The organism is Pseudomonas sp. ChxA (genome assembly GCF_030263855.1).
Classification (GTDB): domain Bacteria; phylum Pseudomonadota; class Gammaproteobacteria; order Pseudomonadales; family Pseudomonadaceae; genus Aquipseudomonas; species Aquipseudomonas fluorescens_CB.
The window spans coordinates 3247961-3266328 of the sequence record NZ_JARPMK010000001.1; the positions used below are offsets into that span (position 1 = coordinate 3247961).

At 55.5% G+C, this 18368-nt stretch carries 10 protein-coding genes and 1 pseudogene; 8 read left to right on the top strand and 3 right to left on the bottom strand.

From position 1 onward, the window contains the following. The first annotated feature begins 16 nt into the window (after window positions 1-16). The 3 genes from P5706_RS14400 (at window position 17) to P5706_RS14410 (ending at window position 11758) form a co-directional block, all read left to right on the top strand. A complete protein-coding gene (locus tag P5706_RS14400) occupies window positions 17-10732 on the top strand; it encodes a two-partner secretion domain-containing protein (protein ID WP_285679639.1) in 10716 nt (3571 codons plus the stop codon). Next, window positions 10729-11349 (top strand): hypothetical protein, encoded by a 621-nt coding sequence (locus P5706_RS14405; RefSeq protein ID WP_285679640.1) that lies wholly within the window; start codon window positions 10729-10731, stop codon window positions 11347-11349. The genes P5706_RS14400 and P5706_RS14405 overlap by 4 nt, the downstream gene beginning before the upstream one ends. A 178-nt stretch (window positions 11350-11527) precedes the next feature. Then, window positions 11528-11758, top strand: coding sequence for a hypothetical protein (locus tag P5706_RS14410; RefSeq protein WP_285679641.1), 231 nt, complete (start codon window positions 11528-11530; stop codon window positions 11756-11758). A gap of 476 nt (window positions 11759-12234) precedes the next feature. Here the strand turns inward: P5706_RS14410 and P5706_RS14415 are convergent, their stop codons facing one another. Then, window positions 12235-12492, bottom strand: coding sequence for a hypothetical protein (locus P5706_RS14415; protein WP_502945479.1), 258 nt, complete (start codon window positions 12490-12492; stop codon window positions 12235-12237). Window positions 12493-12570: 78 nt separating this feature from the next. Between P5706_RS14415 and P5706_RS37215 the strand changes: the two are divergent. Together P5706_RS37215 and P5706_RS14425 are read left to right on the top strand one after the other, a co-directional pair. Next, a pseudogene (locus P5706_RS37215) lies at window positions 12571-13069 on the top strand (DUF637 domain-containing protein); the annotation flags it as partial. Window positions 13070-13733: 664 nt separating this feature from the next. Then, window positions 13734-14288 carry a hypothetical protein gene (locus P5706_RS14425; RefSeq protein ID WP_285679643.1) on the top strand — a complete coding sequence of 185 codons (555 nt, stop codon included), beginning with the start codon at window positions 13734-13736 and terminating at the stop codon, window positions 14286-14288. 606 nt (window positions 14289-14894) lie between these two features. Here P5706_RS14425 and P5706_RS14430 read toward each other — a convergent pair. Further along, complete coding sequence (locus tag P5706_RS14430) at window positions 14895-15494, bottom strand: RNA 2'-phosphotransferase (RefSeq protein ID WP_069785700.1); 600 nt, start codon at window positions 15492-15494, stop codon at window positions 14895-14897. 115 nt (window positions 15495-15609) lie between these two features. Continuing rightward, a complete protein-coding gene (locus P5706_RS14435) occupies window positions 15610-15867 on the bottom strand; it encodes a hypothetical protein (protein ID WP_058421387.1) in 258 nt (85 codons plus the stop codon). A 324-nt stretch (window positions 15868-16191) separates the two neighbouring features. On the opposite strand from P5706_RS14435, the gene P5706_RS14440 reads away from it, so the two are divergent. The 3 genes from P5706_RS14440 (at window position 16192) to P5706_RS14450 (ending at window position 18271) form a co-directional block, all read left to right on the top strand. Continuing rightward, the gene (locus P5706_RS14440) at window positions 16192-16875 is read left to right on the top strand and encodes a hemagglutinin repeat-containing protein (RefSeq protein WP_285679644.1); all 684 of its coding nucleotides are present in this window, start codon (window positions 16192-16194) and stop codon (window positions 16873-16875) included. A 488-nt stretch (window positions 16876-17363) separates the two neighbouring features. Beyond that, a complete protein-coding gene (locus P5706_RS14445) occupies window positions 17364-17633 on the top strand; it encodes a hypothetical protein (RefSeq protein WP_285679645.1) in 270 nt (89 codons plus the stop codon). 251 nt (window positions 17634-17884) lie between these two features. After that, the gene (locus tag P5706_RS14450) at window positions 17885-18271 is read left to right on the top strand and encodes a hypothetical protein (protein ID WP_285679646.1); all 387 of its coding nucleotides are present in this window, start codon (window positions 17885-17887) and stop codon (window positions 18269-18271) included. Window positions 18272-18368 lie beyond the last annotated feature (97 nt).

Sequence of the window (18368 nt, forward strand, 5' to 3'; positions counted from 1 at the left end):
GCATCGAGAATTTGAAATGGATGTTCGCCAGTTTGCCTTCCTTGTTCGCCAGCCTTCGGCTGCCCTGAAAAGCCGTGACGCGTTCCTGGGCCTGCCCAAACGTGGCTTGGCCCTGATCCTGGCCAATGCGCTGTTCTGGCAGCCATTGCTGGCCCAGGCCGAAGGCATTGTGGTCAGCGCACCGGGCACCAGCGTCGGCCAGGCCGGCAATGGCGTGCCGGTGGTGAACATCGCCGCGCCCAATGGCAGTGGCTTGTCCCACAACCAGTTCAAGGACTACAACGTCGGCGCCAATGGCGTGATCCTCAACAACGCCACCGCCATCACACAGTCAACCCAGTTGGGCGGGATCATCCTCGGCAACCCCAACCTGCAGGGCCGCGCGGCCAATATCATCCTCAACGAGGTCAACGGCGGCAGCCCCAGCCAGTTGCGGGGCTACACCGAAGTGGCGGGGCAGTCGGCCAAGGTCATCGTGGCCAACCCTTACGGCATCACCTGCAGCGGCTGCGGTTTCATCAATACGCCGAATGTGACCCTGACCACCGGCAAACCGGTGCTCGACAACGGCCGCCTGGACCGTTACCAGGTCGATGGCGGCGCCGTGACCATCGACGGCCAGGGCTTGAACGCCAGCAACGTGGACCGCTTCGAAATCATCACCCGCTCAGCCAGGATCAATGCCCAGATCAACGCGCGTAACTTGACCGTGGTTGCCGGGCGCAACGACGTTAACGCCCAGACCTTGAATGCGACGGCACGTGCCGATGACGGCAGCGCCAAGCCGGAATTGGCGATCGACTCGTCGGCATTGGGCGGCATGTACGCCGGTGCGATCAAACTGGTGGGCACCGAAGCCGGTGTGGGCGTGAAGCTCGACGGCACCCTGGCGGCCAGTGGCGGCGATATTCAGCTGGATGCCAACGGCCACTTGAGCCTGGCGCAGACAGCGGCCACCGGCAACATCAACGTCACCGCGCAAAGCGTCAACCTGACCGATAAGGTTTACGCTGGTAACAATGTGCAGGTCACCAGCGCCCAGGCGCTGGTCAACCAGAAGAGCCTCGCCGCCCGCGACAGCATCACCCTGGCCAGCAATGGTCAGGTCACCAACAACGGGATTATCGAGGCGGGCGTCAACGCCGATGAAACGCGCAATGCCAACGGCGATGTCAGCGTGTCTGCGGGCAGCTTTAAAAATACCCAAAGCGTGGTTGCCAGCCGCACCCTGACAGTGACGGCTGCACACAACCTCGACAACCAGAACGCGACCTTGAGCGGCGCGAGCGCAGTGGTCAACGCTGGCCAAGTGGATAACCGTGGCGGTCGCGTGCTGGGCACGGCATCGCTGAAGGTCAATGCCACGGGCCTGGATAACCGCGCCGGAGGTGTGTTGCACAGCGACAACAGCACCGACGTCACGGCGGCCACCCTGCAAAACCAGAGCGGCCGCGTGATTGGCCTCAATTCCCTGACGCTGATTGCCGGGCAAGTGGGCAATGAAAACGGCCTGCTGGCCAGCCAGCAACAGGCCCACGTAACTGCTGGCCTACTGAGCAACCAGGCAGGCGAAATCTCCGCCAACCAAACCACCGTTACCGCCACCACCCTGGATAACCGCGCCGGCAAACTGCTGGGCGCCAACCTTAATGTGCTCGCCAGCGGCGCAATCGACAACCGCCTGGGGATCTTCTCGGCCACCAGCCTGCTGACCCTGCAGGCCGCCAGCCTGGACAACAGTGGCCAAGGCACCGTCGCGAGCCAGGGCAACCTGACCGCGAACATCACCGGGCTGTTCGATAACCACAATCAAGGCAACCTGGTCAGCCAGGGCGCCCAGCAGGTCAGTGTCGGCCAACTCAACAACGCCCAGGCCGGGCTGGTATCGAGTAAAAACACCCTGGTATTGCACGGCGATACCCTGGCCAACCAAGGCGGCCTGGTGATTGCCGACGGGGCGATGACCCTTACCGGCGGCAGCGTCGACAACAGCCAGCAAGGCGTGATCAGCAGCAAGGCCAATACCCGCGTCGAACTCGCCAGCCTCAACAACAGCAACGGCGGCCGACTGAGCAGCGACGGCGGCCTGAGCCTCAGCGCCAGTCAAATCGAAAACGGCGCCGGGCGGATCAGCGCCAAGGGTGACCTGCTGGCAACCGTCGGCGTGCTCAACCAACAAGCCGGCGAATTGGTCAGCGAAGGCGTGCTGAGTTTTACCGGCACCGCCCTGGATAACCGCAACGGTGGCCTCATCGCTGCCACCCGTGGCGTCGACTTGTACAGCCCGAGCATTCTCAACCAGCAGGGTGAAATCTCCAGCCAGGCCCGCGTGCGGCTGGGTGCCGATCAACTTACCAACAGTGGCGGCAAGGTCATTGGTGACGGCGGCCTGGTGCTCACCGTTCAACGCCTGCTCAACCAGAACAAAGGCCTGTTGGCGGCGCGCCAAAGCCTGGAATTGAACGGCGGGCAACTGGACAACAGCCTGGGCGGCCGCGTGATCAGCCAAACGGGCGTGAACATCAACCTGAGCGGCGATCTGCTTAACCAAGGGCAGGGCGTGTTACTCAGTGACGGCGCGTTAACCCTCAATGCCGGCACGCTGAACAACAGCCAGGCCGGTGTGATCAGCGCCAAACAACAGCTTGACCTGCGCAGTGCGAGCCTTGACAACAGCCAGCGCGGCAGTATCAGCAGTGACGCCGGGATCCTGCTTAAAACCGGGCAACTGGACAACAGCCAGCAAGGCTCGATCTTCGCCAAGTCCGCGCTGCAGGCAAACCTTACCGGGCTGGACCAGCATGACCACGGCGAACTGGTCAGCAATACCGCCATCGACCTAGACCTGAACCACGGGCAACTGATCAACCGTGACCACGGCCTGATTGCCACGCCCGGCCAATTACTGCTGCGCAACCTCGGCAGCGTCGACAACAGCCAGGGCGGCGAGCTTTCCAGCACGCAATCCTTTGCGGTGGTGGCCGACACGCTGAACAACCGTGGCGGCAAAGTCATCAGTGGCGACAGCTTGCAGGTGCGCATCGCCCAGGCGCTGGATAACAGCGTCGAAGGCGTGGTGTCGGCCAAGAACCTTTTGCAGGTGGCGGCGGGCAGCCTTAATAACCAGGCCGGTGGCGCGATTGCCAGCCGTGGCGCTTTGGACCTCAAGGTCGCTGGCGCTTTTGACAACCGTAATCAGGGCCTGATCAGCGCGGCGACCACGTTGGATGCAACGGCGGGCGCATTGAACAACAGCGACAAAGGTCGGCTCTCGGCCGGCACCCGCCAAACCCTCAGCACCGGCGCGCTGGATAACAGCCAGGGCGGGCAACTGGTCAGCGATGGCAGCCTCACACTGACGGCGGCCGATGTCAGCAACCGCAACGGCGTGATCGGCAGCCAGCAGGCCTTGAGCCTGAGCCTGAGCGTCGCCAACCTCGACAACACGGCGGGCCTGATCAACAGCCAGGGCGATCTCAGCCTGGCGGGGCAGCGTGTGGATTCAAGCCTTGGCGGTGAAATCTCGGCCAAGGGCAACCTGCAACTGGTGGTGCAACAGCTGATCCAGCGCCAGGGCCGCCTGATCGGCGAGCGCGCCGTGACCATCGACCTGCAAGGCGGCGACCTCGACAACAGCGCCGGCCTGATCAGCGCCAAGGGGCCGCTGAGCTTTGCGCGCCTGGCCAACCTGACCAACCGCGAACAAGGCGAAATCTCCAGCAATATAGGGTTCAGCTTAGCGGCCCAGCGTATCGACAACAGTGATCGCGGGGTCATCCTCAGCACCGATCAACTGCGCGTCGAGGCGAACACCCTGATCAACGCCAACAAAGGCCTGATCTCCGGCTGGAACGGTTTGACCGTGGCCGGCGGCAGCCTCGACAACAGCGCCGAAGGCACGCTGTCGAGCAAAAACGGCAGCCTGCAAGTCAACCTCAGCGGCGGCCTCGATAACCACGCGGCGGGCGCCCTGGTGAGCCAGGGCCTGCAAACCCTCAGCGCGGCGAGCCTCAACAACGCCCAAGGCATCATCTCCAGCCAGGGCGATGTGGGCCTCAGCATTGCCGGGCGCCTGGATAACAGCAACAACGGCTTGATTTCCTCCAGCCAGTCGCTGGGCTTCAACCACGCCCAAAGCCAGATCCTCAACCGTGGCGGCCAGATCAGCGCGGCCAACATCAATCTGATCGGCCAGAGCCTGGACAACAGCGCCGGCCAACTGATCAGCCAGGGCGCCCTGCAAGGCACCCTCAGCGGTGCACTGATCAACGCCAACAATGCGCGCCTGGCCAGTGGCGGCGCGTTGCTGCTGAACGCCGCCAGCCTCGACAACCGTGGCGGCCAACTGGTCAGCCAAAACCGGCTCGACCTGACCCTCGCCAGCGGCGATTTGAACAATAGCGGCAAAGGCACCCTCGCCAGCCAGCAGGACCTGCTGATCAAACTGCTGGCCGGTGACTTCAACAACCAGCAAGACGGCCTGATCTACAGCCAGAAGGGCAAGCTTGAGCTTGCCGCACGCACCCTCGATAACCAGCAGGGCACCTTACAAAGCCAGACCGACAACTTGCTGCGTCTGAGCGGCGCCCTCAACAACCAGGGCGGCCGAGTCGACAGCCTCAGCGGCAACCTGGACCTGAACGCGGCCAATGTGGCCAACACCAGCGGCGGCATCCTCAACAGCGGCAAAGGCTGGATCAAACTGGTCAGCGGCTTGTTCGACAACGGCGGCGGCATCACCCAGGCGCAATCGCTGGATATCGACGCCAAGGGCGGTTTGCTCAACCAACTGGGGCACCTGTCGGCCCTGGGCGGTGAAAACCGCATTGTCACCAGCAGCCTGAACAACCAGGGCGGCGGCGTGTATGCCAACACCTTGCTCAAGGTCACGGCCGCAGACTTCGATAACCAGGGCACGGCGGCCAACAAAGGCGGCAAGGTCGGCGCCCGCAGCATCGACTTCGGCCTCACCGGCACCTTGAGCAACCGCTTCGGCCTGATCGAAAGTGACGACACCCTGCGCCTTGCCGCGCAAACCCTCAACAACGCCGGTGGCAACTTGCGCGCCATCGGCCGCGCGGGCAACACCGATATCAACGTGTCGGGCCTGTTCGATAACCGCTCCGGCGCGCTGGAAAGTGCCAACGAAAATCTCAACCTGCAAGCCGGCAACCTCGACAACAACGGTGGCCGCATCGTGCACACCGGCAGCGGCAAATTCGACCTGACGTCTGATCAAGTCACCCGTGCCGGCGGCAGCTTTGTCACCAACGGCCAGCTTGATATCAAAGCAGCGAGCTGGACCAACAGCAGCGTGATCCAGGCCGGGCGCTTGAACCTCGACATCGGCCAATTCACCCAGACCGCCAGCGGCCAATTGTTGGGCGCGCAAAGCCTGACCGGCACGGGCGACACTTGGACCAACGACGGCCTGCTGGCGAGTGACGGCAGCCTCAACCTCACGCTCAGCGGCGGCTACAGCGGCAACGGCCGGGTCAGCAGCCTCGGCGCCATGACCCTCACCAGCGCCAGCATGGACTTGGGCGAAAACGCCCGCATTGCCGGCGGTGCGGTCACCCAGGTCAACAGCAGCACCCTGAACAACCACGGGCGCCTGACCGCCCTCGGCGACCTCACGGTAAACGCCACCACCCTGAACAACTACGGGACTTTGGGCGGCGCGGAAAAAGTCCGCCTCAACGCCACCCACCTGCTCAACGACAGGGGCCTGCTGTTCAGCGGCAACGACATGACCTTGCGCGCCAACGATGTGCGCAACAACTACGGCGACGTCTACAGCCTCGGCGGCCTGGACATTGCCCGCGACGATGCGGGCGCGCGCAGCAGCCTGATCGAAAACGTCTCCGGCAGCCTGGAAAGCGCCGGCAACATGCGCCTGCTGGCCGACACCCTGAGCAACCGCCGCGACCAGTTCAGCACGCAAAAGAAACTGGTCTCGGGCAACCTCGATATCTATTCCAACGACTTCTGCAAAGGCAAGGGCTGCGAGCTGTACTTCACCTCCGTAGAGAAATACGAAGACGTGCTGGTCGGCAGCTCGGCCTCGGCGTTCATCAACGCCGGTGGCGACCTGACCGTCGGCAGCCAGACCTTCGATAACCTCTACAGCTCGGTGTCGGCCGCCAGGAACATCCTGATCAACACTGACGTGCTGACCAACCGTGGCGCCGCCGGCGGCGAAGAAGTGCACCTGAATTCGGGCTTTTATACCCGTGACCGCAGCTTCTACAACACCTTCATGGAGCGCCAGAACCAGTTCAACGTCTATAACAATCCCAACTCCGGCGACTACCGCCCAGGTGAGATGACCCTGGCCAAGATCATGGCCGGCATTGGTAACTTTTACGAAACCAGCACTTACGTAGTGCCGACCGCTGGCAGTGTTATTGCCCAGGCGGTGATTCAGGCGGCTGGCTCAGTGACGGTCAACGCCACGCAAAAAATCGACAACAGCGTGATTCGCCCTAACGCCACCGACATCAAGGCCCCGGCGCAAAACCACGACACCAACTCCGACGTGTTCGCCTCCACGGTGAAACCGGCGATTACCGCGCAACTGCCGCCAGACTTGGCTCAGCGCCAGGTCAACCCGGCCACCTTGCCCGGTTTCAGTCTGCCCACCGGCCAGAACGGTCTGTTCCGCCTGAGCGGCCAACAGGCCAAGGCGGACAGCGCCGCCAGCGCCTCCACGGGCACTGGCGACTTCAGCGTCGGTGGCCGCCAGATTGCCGGCAAAGACCGCGAAAAACCGCTGGACTACAGCGCCGTGCAAGAGCGTGGTTTCAGCGTCGATGGCCAGCCACTCAGCGGCGCGGTCACTGGCCAAGGCCCGCTGAACCTGGACAGCCGCGCGCCGTCGGTAACCCGCGTGCAAGGGCTGCCGCAAATCGCCGCGGTCGACAACAGCCACAAATACCTGATCGAAACCAACCCGGCGCTCACCGACCTCAAGCAGTTCATGAGCTCCGATTACCTGCTGGGCAAACTGGGCTACAACCCTGATACCGCCTGGAAACGCCTGGGCGATGGCCTCTATGAGCAACGCCTGATCCGCGAAGCCGTGGTGGCCCGCACCGGCCAGCGCTACATCGACGGCATCGCCAGTGACGACGCGCTGTTCCGTTACCTGATGGACAACGCCATCAGCTACAAGGACTCGCTCAAGCTGCAACTCGGCGTGTCGCTGACCGCCGAGCAAGTCGCGGCGCTGACCCACGACATCGTGTGGATGGAAGAGGCCGAGGTCAACGGCCAAAAAGTCCTGACCCCAGTGCTCTACCTGGCCCAGGCCAACAACCGCCTGGCGCCCAACGGCGCACTGATCCAGGGCCAGGACGTAAGCCTGATCACCGGCGGCGACCTGCACAACAGCGGCACCCTGCGCGCCACCAATAACCTGAGCATGGTCGCCGGCAACATCGACAACAGTGGCCTGATGCAAGCTGGCAACCGCCTGGAAATGCTCGCCACTGACTCGATCCGCAACACCCGTGGCGGCATCATTAACGCCCGCGACATCAGCGCCACCGCCGTGACCGGCGACATTCTCAACGAGCGCACCGTCACCACCTTCAAGCAAGAAGGCGAGGGCTACCAACTGCGCAACGACGTGGCCAGCGATGCCTCGCGCTTCGAAGCCACCGACACCCTCAAGCTCAACGCCGGGCGCGATGTGCTCAACATCGGCAGCGACCTCAAGGCCGGTGGCAACGCCAGCGTGACCGCCGGGCGCGACGTGGTGATCGCCAGCCAGACCGAACAGGACGACTACGCCTACCAACGCCGCCGCGTCAAAGGCACCGAGCAAACCACCCTGCAATACGGCTCGAACGTGGACGTGGGCGGCAACCTCGCCATCGACGCCCGCCGCGACATCGCCGTGGTCGCCAGCACTGTCAGCGCCGCCAAAGACCTCAGCGTCAAAGCCGGCGAAAACCTGACCCTGGCCGCCGCCGCCAACGAACAACACGACTACTCCAAAGGCAAAAAAGGCGGCACCAAAACCACCACCCAACTCGACACCGTCACCCAACAAAGCGCCGAACTCAAAGCCGGCGGCGACCTCATCGCCATCGCCGGCACCGACCTGACCCTGGTCGCCAGCAAAATCAGCGCCGGCAACGAAGCCTACGTACACGCCGACAACGAACTGAGCCTGCTGGCCGCGCAAGACAGCAACTATTCGCTGTACGACATGAGCAAAAAGGGCGGTTGGGGCAGCAAGAAAACCCAGCGCGATGAAGTCACCCAGGTGACGAATGTGGGGAGTGAGATCAAGACCGGTGGCGACCTGACGTTGCAGAGCGGCGGGGACCAGAAGTATCAAGCGGCGAAGCTCGACAGTGGCGGGGATATTGCGATTGTCAGTGGTGGGGCGGTGACGTTTGAGGCGGTGAAGGATTTGCGGCAGGAGAGTCATGAGAAGAGCAATAACAATGCCTTCTGGGTGTCCTCCAAAGGCAAGGGCAACACCGACGAAACTCTGCGCCAGACCCAGATGGTTGCTGAAGGCAGCATCGCGATCAAAGCGGTGGAAGGCCTGAAGATCGACGTCAATCAGGTCAATCAACAGACCGTCAGCCAATCCATTGATGCGATGGTCAAGGCTGATCCCCAGTTGGCGTGGATCAAGGACGCCGAGGCAAGGGGTGATGTGGACTGGAGGCAGGTCAAGGAGATTCATGACAGCTTCAAGTACAGCAACTCGGGGTTGGGGCCGGCTTCGCAGATCATTATTGCGATTGTGATGGCTGCGGTGGTTGGGCCTATGGCGGCGGGCGCCATGGGCACGGCTACCGGTGGCATGGTCACTGCGGGAACACTCTCCGTAGAAGCAGCTGCCGGTATATCTGCTGCGACAGGTGCTGTTGCGGCGGGAGCGGCGACCAACGCTACGGTTAGTGTCATTAACAATCGTGGGAACCTGGGCGCAGTGCTTAAAGATGTCACCTCCTCGGATGCCATGAAGGGGTATGTGATTTCCGGTGCCACGGCCGGCTTTACCGCTGCTTACTTTGACGGATGGACTGGGACTCATACGGACACGGCCACCGGAAAAATAATCGGACCGAAGTTATATACCGTGGGTGGTGTAGGGCAGTTTGCAGCGAATCAAGCGCTTCAAAATGGCACTTCGTTGCTGCTAAGCAAAGCTCTAGGACAAGGCGGTAGCGTCAGCGATGCGTTAAAAAACGCATTGTTTAACACTCTGGCCGCCGCGAGCTTTAATGCCGTGGGCGATTACACCAAGGGCGTATTTGCCGATGGTTCGGCGCAAAAAATTGCCATTCATGCCATGGTCGGAGGTCTACTAGCCGAGGCGACCGGTGGTGATTTCAAGACGGGTGCTTTAGCCGCCGGGGCTAACGAAGCCTTGGTCGCAGACCTAAACAAGCTGGTGAAAGGCGACGAACGCTTATTGACCATGAGCTCTCAAATCGTAGGCGTGTTGGCTGCTGCAGGTCAAAAGGATGCCGACGCAAGCAAGCTAGAGAAGGGCAAGTGGATAGCGCAGAACTCGACTCAGTACAACTTTTTGGGAGATCACTCCGCACCTGAGCGGGATAAGGCGCGCGAAGCATTTGAGAAGGACCGAAGTATTGGAGCGGCCAAGACGCTGGTGACTCTCGAAGGGGCGGATCAGCGCAGCGATAACCTATTGGCGGTTTACAAGCAGAATCCTGGTTCTTTATCCAGAGCTGACATAGTTGAGTTAAATGCCTATCTTCAGGTCTACGCCTACGAGCAAACTGCAGCCAAGGGAGAGGCGCAGGCGCTTAAAGAACTTTCAAGCCTCCTCACCAAAGGGCCGACGCCCTCCACTGAGTTTTCTTATGCTGGTACAACCGATGCAAAAAATGCGTACGCGGATGCTGCGCGATCTGAGCTGAGTTGGGCTGAGCAATTTTCGTGGAGCAGGGATAAAAGTGCTAACGAGCTGACTTACAGGGATGCCAAAGGGGTTTTGCGCATCAATAACGAACAGCAAGGGCTCTCAAATATAGGGAGTCCTGCCATCTATGGGCTTTCGGGGCCGCTAGGCGCTACTGTCCGAATCGCTGCGGCTGCTAACGGGGTGCTTCAGGCGGGTCAGGGAGCGAATCAGGCTATCAATGGTGATGGATGGAATGCTGCGGGTAATTTGCTGTTTGGAGCCTTAGCGATTGCGGGGTTGGGGATTCCTGGGGCGAAGCCTGGTGGTGGGGTTGGTGCAAAAGTCGGTTCTGCTGGAAAGGTAGCAGACGGAATTCCTGCAACATCTCCGTTGGCTCGCGATCGCTTGCGCGAAGACTTAGCAGTTCAAGCAGGCGTCCCTCGAAATATTGATGGAAATCCCGCCAATGTTTGGGGGAAATCAATAGATGATATTAAACAATCGTTCATAATGGACGGCGCCACACTGACGCCAAAGGTAAAAAATAGCACGTCTGGTAATGCACAAGTTTATACGGTGGAAGGTGGTACCATGGGGGTTAAAGAAATTCAATATAGTCCATCTACTGTTGGAGGTGATGTTTTATCTACCCATAAAGGAGAGTACTATAAGCTTACGTATATGGATGGAAGTAAAGTTAAAATTGTCGATCCTGTGGATTATAGGCCGACTTTTAATAGCAAGGGTCCTATTTATGATGCCAATACCAAATACTTGAATCCTCGGGGGCAAGAGGTGATATTTAATCCCACGATCAATAAATGGGTGCCAGAATGAAACAGGTTAGTCAGTTTTCAATATCTTGGGTAGCACCAATCGTGCCATCGGTGTCTCTCGCAGGTATACCTTTGGGTGTTGGTGCAGAGGTGCTGGCGCGAGTGTTACTCAACTATTTGATTGATGAGACTAGCCAGTTATACCAATTTGAGTGCTCTCCAGAGCTTCGATTAAGAAGTTGTGGTGTGGATGAGTTTGGAAATGGCGGTTATTCTTTTTCGTTATTTGATGAGTTTTTAGTTAATGATCTTCTAAAGGGGACGCCTGCTCTATCAATAGTGATTAGAGATGGAGCGGTATTTGCACTCAAGGCTTACAGCTTCAGTTTTCCTGGAGAGCGAACACAAGAGCTTATGTATAAAGGTGTTTTGCCAATTGGTATTGGTTTGGGCAGTTTGGTTTCTGATTTTTTGCCATTTACTACTTTGGAGTTTGATGACGCTGAAGAGTGGTTTTATTCTGAAAGAGAATATGCGGGGTTAGAAATTACCGGTTGGGGCGTTCCTTTAGATGATCAGCCGGAACAAATTATTACTGCACTATGTGTGATATTGGCAGCGACTGAAGAAAATGGGGCAGGCATTGAGGGATCGCCGATAAATGGCGTCAGACCCTGAGAGGGGGCCGATTTTTCTGGGGAAAATGGGGTCACGGGAAAATGGGGTCAGACCACTATTCTTCCGGCGAGGGCCCAACGGGGAAGTAATCGCTAATAAATTTAGTGGGTACTACTGGAAGAGTTGGACGCCTGCACTACCCTCCGACCGGAGCAGAGCTGAAAAGTTGGGGGCAACAATGAGTATGGAAGACATAGTGGCTGATAGACTTGGAAAAGTAGTTGCTGATGGATTTGATATTTTTAGAATATCAAAAGAGGCACTTGATATTTACCAAGATCCAAACCTTTCTCTCGCAAAAGATTTAGACGTTGCGTTGTTGTCACTAATGGCAATGGTCGAAGGGCCAGGGTTTGAGATGACAGAAAAAGAATTTTATGATTTTTTATCTAATATTCGACAGATGTAGTTTTCAATATTCCCAACTTGATCAAGCACTATCGACACCGGCCTTGCGCCGCTGTTTTGCACCCTATTTGAGTTGGAAAAGGGGACGGATTTATTTCTCACCCATCTGCTAGGCTGTGATTTTCTAAAGAGAAATGGGGTCAGACCCTGAGGGATCCACACAAATTTATTTTAAGCTCTGCGTTTGATGGCACACCTCATCACGCAGCGCCCGCTCCAATATTTTCAAGTGTCCTCAGCCCCAAAAAAACTGTGCAGCTTCGCCTGAAAAAGGGCACAGATTTATTTGATTTTCATAGGGTGTTTGTGTCTAAGGGAGGCGAGTTTATTTAGGTATAGTGTTTTTTTTTTTTGGTTTGTATGTGTTTTTTTGTTTGAGATATTAAAGTCTAGTTCTTTAATAAATTGGCTTTTATTTTTTACATTTTTGGCTCTGAGTTTAGCCAGATCGGGCGGCTCTACGCCGCCCGAATTTATTTATAAGTCTTGCGAAGTCGACCTTCGCCCAATCACATCCATGAGATCGCAACCATCACGCAATGGAATGGCCAGCAACAAGGCGAAGTCGTGAAGGACAATCGCATCACTGCTGATTTTCTCGCGAAATGCCAGGTTTTCCAGAAACTGAGTCACTGCACGAATGCGGTAAGCAGCGGCATCATAGAGAACATCAAGAGGGGCTTGCGTGTCGATCACCAGCGCGGGGATGGTTGAATCGTGGCCTGTCAGTGGCATGTAGCGGGTCATTTTATATAAGCAGAGAAATGGGGTCAGACCACTATTCTTCTGGCGGAGCATTAAACGTGGTCTGACCCCTATTTTCCGCTGAGTACCTGGCAAGGCGTGGGGCAGTTCACGGCCAACCAAGCACTGCAAAACGGGACATCAGTCTTGGTGGATCGCGCGCTCGGAGGGGAAGCCCGTCTTGGGGAGGCGTTGCAAAATAGCTTGGCCAATGCATTTGCGGCTTATGGATTTAACCTGGTCGGGGATATTTCCAAGAACCGCTTTGCAGAGGGTGGCATTACCAAGATTGGGTTGCATGCCTTGATGGGCGGGTTGGCAGCAGAGGCTTCTGGAGGCGACTTCCGCACCGGCGCGCTGGCAGCTGGCGTAACTGAAGCATTGGTAGATAGCCTCGCCAAGAACTACGCAGCCATGCCCGATGACCAGAAGAAAGGTTTGCTGGTCATGAATTCGCAGTTGATTGGTGTGCTTGCGGCTTCGGTACTAGATGGTGCTGATGCGAAAAGCCTGCAGACGGGGGCATGGGTAGCAGGCACTGCGACCCAGTACAACTATCTGAATCATCCAGAAGTAGATGATTTGGTGAAAGACTTAAAAGGATGTCGGGGGGCGGGAGATCCTGATGCATGTCGATCGAAGGTCACCGCGAAATATGAGGGCGTCAGTGATACTAAAACCGGCAGACAGATGCTGGGTTGCGAGGATTACTCAAGCTGTAATGCGTTGCGAACGGATGTCGAAGGTGGTACGAAAGCACTCGACACCTATGACGTTAGCGGTGATCTGAATCCGAAGGAGAAGGAGATTGTTCAAGGCTTCATAGATAAAAATCAGGATGATCTACGTCTGACGGTGCAGAAAACGACCCAGGCTACGAATGCGGAAATTGCTGGTATCGTTCTTTCGGGAGGGCTGGGGGCTGGCGCTAAGGCTGTTGCTGAGTCTGCTGGTGCAAAAGCAACATCGATTGAGTTTTTGCCGAAAGTTACGCGCAATAGTGCAGGACAGATAGAGGCCAACATTACTCAGGGCAGCGCCATAAAGACACTTGAGTCTAATGGTTATAAAAAGACAATTTCTCAGGATGGCTCAGTTACTGTGTTAACTAATGGACAGAAGACCTATCGATTCTATCCATCTTCAACGTCCACGGGGCAACCTTCCGCCTCGTTGACTATAGAAGGGGTGAAAAAACCAACTGCGAAAATCAGGTTTTCAGGAGAGTAGTCATGGCTATTTTGAAAGTTGAAGATAAAGAATTGAATTCTTTTCTTGATAGGCTGTCAGGTGTCATAAATTTTAATAAAGACTTGCCGATGAATGTTTTTGTTGGTGACGGATTTCTGTTTTGGTTTTTTGAGAGACCATTGCTCTGCTTTTTTGAAATTTTTTCGGGGTTGGTATCGAATAGCGTTTCCAGCTTTAAGTCAGATGTATTTATAAAGTTTTCAGGAGGCGAGCGATTAGGGAACTCTTGTTTTTCCTTCGATGGAAGCGATTTAGAGAGCGATGTTCGTTGGCTGAGTAAAAAGTTTGAAAGTTTTTTTGATGGAAAGGTTGGTTATCCAATAGTTCTATGCGATAGCGCGTGCAAATGGATTGCCTTTGAAAGTGCATATGAGGAATTTGGCGTTGTTGCTGTGAAAAAGTCAGAGCTTCAAGAGGGTTTTTACGAGTATTTAAAATCTAATTTAATCTCGATGGATGAGTTGGCTAAGCTGGCATCCGCTCGCACCGCGGAAGGTATAATCGCAAAGGCTCTGATATCTTCCTATTCTAGCTAGTCGGTGCACAAGGCGCAGGCACCCTTGCTAACGCAGAGAGAGGGACGTTAACAGATCGAAAAATGGGGTCAGACAGCTATTCTTCTGACGGTTCACTAAACGTGGTCTGACCCCTATTTTTTGGTAAGACATTCAATGATTTGGCAGCAGATCAGTTAAAAAATAACAAATTGCCGCCGACAGGCGCAGAGCAATTAAAGTCGGTGCGTCCATGAAAATAGCTCAGCCAAAATTAATACTAGATCCATATGAGTGGCTGCCAGGATATGGTGAGTCAAGAGTATCATTCCACTCCGTTGGCTCGGATGTGATACTTGATATTGAGTATGAGAAGGAGGTTGTAGTTGATAGCGAAGAGGTTGTACTGGCTTTAAGGCGGGAGGTTGAGTTCAAGTCTGTACGATGCTTTATTCGGGAGCCATTCCCTGGAGGTGCTATTTTTGAGTTTGACGGTGATCCAAGTGAGTTTCGGCTGGGTAAGTTGACTGAGTTTAAAGACTCCGAATTGGTAAGGAGTAACTTGAAAGCATGGCGTTCGGTGTCGAGTCACGAACCGCCGAAGTTGAGGCATTTCAGCATTCAGTTTTTGTCAGAGAATCTTACTTTTCATGTGCTGGCTGTAGATGTATTTTTATCCAATGAGCTGTCCGGTAGTTGATTTTGCTCTGAAATAAAATTAACGGGAACCGCTTCAGTCAACCAAACACCGTTTTCAGCCTGAAAAAATTTAAATCCCTGTTGGTACATCCGCAGGGATTCAATCTTCAGAACCACTGGTTTGCCGTAGCGCTGTCCGACAGCGATAGCCGTCAGAGTCTCCTGCGATAGATGCACATGGTGGCGTGAACCTGCAATCAATCCTTGCTGAAGAATAGATTCAAGAAAGCGTGTTGCAGTGCCATGGTAGAGGAATTCTGGCGGTTCTTTCTCCATGTGTTGAAGGTTTACGGCTGCCGCTGAATGCCCCTGTGCGGCTCGAATACGCTGGCCATCGTCGGAGAGGGTAAAACGTTTCTTGTCACTGCTATTCACTACTGTCTGAATTATTGCCTGGTCAAGTATGCGGCCTTCTTTCGCTGCGCCGGTAATCAAAGAGTTGATGTCTGCCCAGCCTTCTGCGTCGAGTTGCAATCCGATAGCGTGAGGCTCATGGCGCAAGATATAACTTAGGAACTTGCTTGTTTCGTTCAGTTGTTTGTTATTCATGATTGTCCTGTATGCCTTTTTCAATAACTTGCTCTTTAATAAATTGGCTTTTATTTTTTACATCATGGGCTCTGAGTTTAGCCAGATCGGGCGGCTCTACGCCGCCCGAATTTATTTATAAGTCTTGCGAAATCAACCTTCGCCCAATCACATCCATGAGATCGCAACCATCACGCAATGGAATGGCCAGCAACAAGGCAAAGTCGTGAAGGACAATCGCATCACTGCTGATTTCCTCGCGAAATGCCAGGTTTTCCAGAAACTGAGTCACTGCACGAATGCGGTAAGCAGCGGCATCATAGAGAACATCAAGAGGGGCTTGCGTGTCGATCACCAGCGCGGGGATGGTTGAATCGTGGCCTGTCAGTGGCATGTATCAGGTCATTTTATATCTCTCTACTTAAGTGATGGATGCCATCACTCAAACGTCGCCAAACGTATGGGTGACAGCTGTACGCAGGTTGGCGAACCGGCAGTAGAGAAAACCGGCAGACCCTAAGGTCTCCCGCGCACAGCCGTCATAAACGACTTTGCGGGCGCACAAGTGTCTGCAAAAAAGCCGTCAGCTTGCGCATTCTCTACCGTCAGGTCGCCAAACCTGAATCGCCATATGGGCGACCGGCGGACTATAAGCCCTCAGCATAAAGACGCGCAAGGCATCAAATAGCCAACACAACGCACAGGCAACCGCCTGGAAATGCTCGCCACCGCCGTGACCGGCGACATCCTCAACGAGCGCACCGTCACCACCTTCAAGCAGCAAGGCGAGGGCTACCAACTGCGCAACGACGTGGCCAGCGATGCCTCGCGCTTCGAAGCCACCGACACCCTCAAGCTCAACGCCGGGCGCGATGTGCTCAACATCGGCAGCGACCTCAAGGCCGGTGGCAACGCCAGCGTGACCGCCGGGCGCGACGTGGTGATCGCCAGCCAGACCGAACAGGACGACTACGCCTACCAACGCCGCCGCGTCAAAGGCACCGAGCAAACCACCCTGCAATACGGCTCGAACGTGGACGTGGGCGGCAACCTCGCCATCGACGCCCGCCGCGACATCGCCGTGGTCGCCAGCACTGTCAGCGCCGCCAAAGACTTCAGCGTCAAAGCCGGCGAAAACCTGACCCTGGCCGCCGCCGCCAACGAACAACACGACTACTCCAAAGGCAAAAAAGGCGGCACCAAAACCACCACCCAACTCGACACCGTCACCCAACAAAGCGCCGAACTCAAAGCCGGCGGCGACCTCATCGCCATCGCCGGCACCGACCTGACCCTGGTCGCCAGCAAAATCAGCGCCGGCAACGAAGCCTACGTACACGCCGACAACGAACTGAGCCTGCTGGCCGCGCAAGACAGCAACTATTCGCTGCGAGAGAAATGAGAGAAATGGGGTCAGACCACTATTTCTCTGGCGGAGCACTAAACGTGGTCTGACCCCAATTTTCTTCTGCTAAGGTTGTTAAGGCTGAGTTGACGGTACCAAAAGGAACTGGGGCTGTTGTAGATGACACGATCAAGGCATTACCAGCCCCAAGACAAATAGATGCATCGTGGAGCGCGAGCACTTATAATAAAGGCGGTTTGATGACAGGTATTGAGCATGTATTCTATCGCCATGGACCTGACTCAGGATTTGCGAATGTTAGTAAGTTCTCGCAAGGAACATCTGTTAAAGATGTCTCTAGTTATGTTGATAACGCACTGAGATATGGGAAGGTAACGCCTAATGGACCAGGTGGGCACGTTATTGAGTACAACGCAGGTAAGGTGATTGGAACAAACGTCTCAGGCGCTCCAACATCGACAATCAAAATAAATGTTCGGGATGGTGTGATTCAGACTGCATTCCCGTACTAGTTAGGAATGGTTATGAGCAGTGGCGGCACACTAATAGAACGATTTGTCGTCCAAGAGTTGGACGACAGCGTTCGCTCTATTTTGAAAAATGCCTTTGATGAGCGGATGCGCTCAAAGAGCGTTCTGCTCAGGGAGTTCGAGTTTAATTGCTTTGACGTTTCTTTGGACTTTGGAAAAGGCATCGTCACATTGCAAGATGTTCTTTCCGCTGGAGAGAGTAGCTTTCTTGATATACCGATACGTGATTTTATCTCTGCTTGCGGTTTGAATGTCTCCTGTTAATTGTAGAAGCCTAGATGTGATCTGACACCGGCCTAGCGCCGGTGTTTTTGCATCCGATCTGCGGGGAAAAAGGGGGCCGGGGAAAAGGGCACAGATTTATTTGATTTTCATAGGGTGTTTGTGTCTAAGTGAGGAGAATTTATTTAGGTGTGGAGAAAAATGGGGTCAGACTACTATTCTTCTGACGGAGCACTAAACGTGGTGCTGACCTCTATTTTTCTGCAGAGTGCATCAAAGGGCGGTGTTAGGTAATGAACTCTCCTAGACTTATGGTTGCCTGGCTGTTAATAGTGCTCGGGAAGAAATTACTGTCAGTAAATGCTCTATTCCATGTTTTCTCTTTCGAGAGGGATTCTGCCCCTCAAGAGGTTGGTCTTCTATTTGAAAGTTCTGAAATTGGGAAGCTCTATGGCGGGCCTGATGGTGCGTCTATCTGTTTTTCTTTGAATCCGATTTCAAACTGCGATCTAGGTGAATACGGTAGGCAAGATATTTTTAATATTTCTGGTGAGCTTTATTTCTCCAATGTTGTAGGAAGAAGGTTAGTGTCGGCATCGCTTGTGCAGTCCTTAGCAGAAGACGTAGGGAAAATGGGGTCAGACCACTATTCTTCCGGCGAGGGCCCAACGGGGAAGTAATCGCTAAGGGAGAAATGGGGTCAGACCACTATTCTTCTGGTGGAGCATTAAACGTGGTCTGCCCCCTATTTTTTCAAAGAAATTTTTCAGGTGAGGT